The 3,235-nt window shown below is 68.3% G+C and carries 3 protein-coding genes and 2 pseudogenes; 2 read left to right on the top strand and 3 right to left on the bottom strand.

All coding sequences use genetic code 11. The annotated features are described in order from the left end of the window. Positions 1–96 precede the first annotated feature (96 nt). Both ACIRPK_RS36760 and ACIRPK_RS36755 read left to right on the top strand, forming a co-directional pair. Positions 97–438, top strand: a complete 342-nt coding sequence (locus ACIRPK_RS36760) for a hypothetical protein (RefSeq protein ID WP_403047279.1) — start codon at positions 97–99, stop codon at positions 436–438. Continuing rightward, on the top strand, positions 435–875 hold the full coding sequence (locus ACIRPK_RS36755) for a DUF6262 family protein (protein WP_403047277.1): 441 nt from the start codon (positions 435–437) through the stop codon (positions 873–875). Before ACIRPK_RS36760 ends, ACIRPK_RS36755 begins: the two co-directional genes overlap by 4 nt. Positions 876–879: 4 nt before the next feature. Here the strand turns inward: ACIRPK_RS36755 and ACIRPK_RS36750 are convergent, their stop codons facing one another. From ACIRPK_RS36750 to ACIRPK_RS36740, 3 genes and pseudogenes are all read right to left on the bottom strand, one after another. After that, on the bottom strand, positions 880–1,362 hold the full coding sequence (locus ACIRPK_RS36750) for a hypothetical protein (RefSeq protein ID WP_403047275.1): 483 nt from the start codon (positions 1,360–1,362) through the stop codon (positions 880–882). Between the two features lie 191 nt (positions 1,363–1,553). Continuing rightward, positions 1,554–1,883 (bottom strand): annotated as a pseudogene (locus ACIRPK_RS36745) (ATP-binding protein); the annotation flags it as partial. After that, a pseudogene (locus ACIRPK_RS36740) lies at positions 1,880–2,857 on the bottom strand (Mu transposase domain-containing protein); the annotation flags it as partial. The pseudogenes ACIRPK_RS36740 and ACIRPK_RS36745, both read right to left, overlap by 4 nt. Between the last annotated feature and the right edge of the window lie 378 nt (positions 2,858–3,235).

Raw genomic sequence — 3,235 nt, 5'->3', positions numbered from 1 at the left:
CAGATGCACGGACGCGCCGGATTCGACCTCCTCCGCCACCGCATCCTCCTCCCACAATGAGGACGTAGCGTCACCACCGACTACGGAACAGAGCCGATGACCGTACAGACCCGCGACAAGGGAAACGCCTGCCTGACCTGCTCGGTCTTCGTCACCGACGCCTCCCACCAACCCGCCCTGGAACGGCAGCTGACCGAGACCGAGGCGCTGATCGACCGCGCCACCACCGCGTTCCATGACCGTCACGGCCGTCCAATGCCCGAGGACAACGTCTGGATCCTCCAGCGCCGGGCTGAGCACGCGGCCCTCACGAGGCTGCTGGACACGATCCACGCCAAGCCCGGCCGCGCGGTCCAGGGCGCCGGCTGCGGCACCGCCCCCACCGGGCCCGTCCCTCTCAACATCGACCTCGACCGCCACCGAAGGACCCGGCCGTGACCGACGCCCGCACCAAGCGCACCCAGACCCTCACCGCCGCCGCGAAGGCAAAGTCGCAGGCCAAGACCCAGGCCGCCGAGCAAGCCATCCGGCGGCTGATCAAGCGCGGCGAGGCGATCACCTTCCAGGCCGTCCAGCGCGAGGCCGGGGTCTCCCACGCCTTCCTCTACAACCACCCCGACCTGCGCGGACGCATCGAACGCCTGCGAGCCCAGACCCGCCCCATCCCCGCACCGGCCGCCCCAGCAGATCCGGAGAGCACTCTCGTCCTCGCCCTGACCAGCCAAATCACCCGGCTGAAGAAACAGCACCGCCAGGAAGTCCAGGCCCTGCGGGACGCACTGGAGCAGGCCCACGGCGAGAACCTCGACCTCCGCCGCGAAGTCGACCGCCGCGGTCGCGACACGTCCAGAACTCAGCACCGGGGGGCTTGCTGACGGATCAGTCCGCGCGTTCCAGCCCGAGGGCGCTACCCACCGGGATCGCCCGCCACATCGCGCTGACCTGCGGAAGCGTTTCGATGAACGTGGCGATCTGGGACAGCGCTGCGGCCCGTTCATGACCGATGGGATCGAAGTCGAAGCCCATGCTGTCGGACCAGGCCATATCGCCCAGGCCGGCCCAGGCCGGGGCATCGGCGAAGAACAGTTCGAGCTCGACGCTCCACCGCTGCGGCTGCCAGAACTCGTCATCCTGGTCACCCTCGTCGCGCACCGCGAACTGCCTGGTGAAGACCAGTGCGGGACGGTCGTCATTCCAACTCCACCGCCCCCACTGCACGATGAACCCGTCGCCGTCGTCCTCTGCAGGCTCGATCCCGTCGATCTCCACCTGAACGAACTCCTGGAACGCCGACCATGCCCGCGCAACGTCGTCGACCGCGGCCGGGTCAAGTCCATGACCTCGAAGGATCAGCGCGAACATCTCAGGACAGTTCTTCCAGTGCGTGGCCATGCCGGATGCTAACCGACCACCGCCGGCTCCAGGGCGGCGCCCGGCAACAGACCACCAGAGGCCGGCGACAACGGGCCGCGCTCGGGCTCGTTACAGCCATCGCAACAACATCTGGACCTGGGAAGCAGCGATCAAAGAATCTTCAAACCGCAGATAACACCCGGCCCGAGCAGGGCGGCGTTGGCTTTGGCCTCGACGAAGGAGAGGGTGGCGAGGTCCTTGATCTTGCGCGGGTCGAGCTCGGGCTGGAAGGAGAAGTCGTAGTCGTCCAGCGTCTTGTGGTGCGGCAGCTTCGACAGCCGCAGGTTCTGGCGGAAGCGGCGGTCGTCGCGGACGGCGAGTTCCTCGGCCAGGACCAGGTCGATGAAGTCGAGGTAGCCCATCTTGGCCTCGTCGGCCCGCTGGGCGTACTGGTTGAGGCTCTCGGCGAGGTGGGGCAGGCCGAGTTTGGCGGCCATAGTGCGGATGCGGGCGCTGACCAGTTGGCTCAACTCGACTCCCTTGTCGTGGGGTTGGTGGCGAAGGGGCGGGTGCCGGTCAGCTCGTCATAGACCGACAGGGGCCTGCGGCCGACCTCGACGTGGGCGGCGGCGGCCCGGCTCAGCAGAGCGCGGAGCGGTCGGGCCTCCTCGCCCGGAGGCCGCTCGTGGCGGGGCCGGGGCAGGACATCGCCGGTGGTGACACGGCGGGTGTCGCCCTTCGGCAGGCCGTCCCAGTGGCGCTCGTCGACGATGCGGGCGCCCCGGCCCACCGCCCGTGAGTGGACGGCCAGTAGCGTGCTGCCGTTCGAGTCGGGAACCGTGGCGTGCAGGATGACCTGGGACTTCGTGGCCCGGATCTCGACCAGCTGACGTGGGTGGACCTTGCGGGCCGGAACCGAGTAGAGGTTGGCGTCGAAGGCCACCAGGCAGTCCTTCCCGACATACCGCAGGTGCCGCTGCGTGACGACGTAGGGCATTCTCGGCAGCGGGCGCAGGGCCATGTGGTCGCGGACAGCTCGGTGGCCGATGACCTCTCCGTGGGTGCCGTGGACGCGGGCCCGCCGCAGTGGCACCCAGGCCGTGAACGCGGCGTCGAGCTCTTCGATTGAAGCGAAGGCCCGGCCGGCCAGGACGTGGTCGCGGACGATGGAGACCTGGCGCTCGACCCTGCCCTTGCCGGTGGGGCGATAGGCGGCGAGCACGTCGATGTCGAAGTCGTAGTGTCCGGCGAACGCCACCGCGTCGGGGTGCAGCGGGACCGCCTCTCCCGGGGCGACGTGCCGGCGGACCACGGTCTTGGTGCGGTCGTAGACGATCGTCATCGGCACCCCGCCGAAGTGTGCGAACGCCTGGCGGTGGCAGTCGAAGAACGTCGCCAGGTCCTGGCTGGTGGTGAAGCAGCAGAACGGATCGCGGGAGTAGGACAGGACCATGTGGAAGGAGTAGACCTTCGGGATTCCGAGATGGGCGAGGATCCTGCCCTCGTGTCGGGTAGCGGGGACGCATTGCTGCGTCCCCGCCCCCTCAGAACCGGGCGAGCGGGTTTCCCCGCACCACGGCTCAAGCAAGCCCCGGAGGGCGTCACGAAAGTGCAGAACCTACTGGCTTCCCGCGATTTCGGACTCGAAGTCCGCGATGGCAGGAGGCATGCACGAGGCGTGTTCGGTTCCCGTTCGGCATGTCCGGTCGTCCGTGAAGGGTGAGATAGTCGGCGGCTATCGCCCTCTTGACGACGTTCAGCCACCACCGTTCCCATTCCTGGGGTGACTGAACCGCCCCGGGTTCGGTAGAGGCTCGATTTCGTGTAAGGATTCGAGTCATGGCACGTCCCTCTTCCTACCCGCCTGAGCTGCGCCGTCGTG

Origin of the sequence: Kitasatospora sp. NPDC101801, assembly GCF_044766665.1 — a bacterium.
Classification (GTDB): domain Bacteria; phylum Actinomycetota; class Actinomycetes; order Streptomycetales; family Streptomycetaceae; genus Kitasatospora.
The sequence above is the reverse complement of the archived record's forward strand: the minus strand, read 5'-3'. Positions and strand labels throughout refer to the sequence as shown.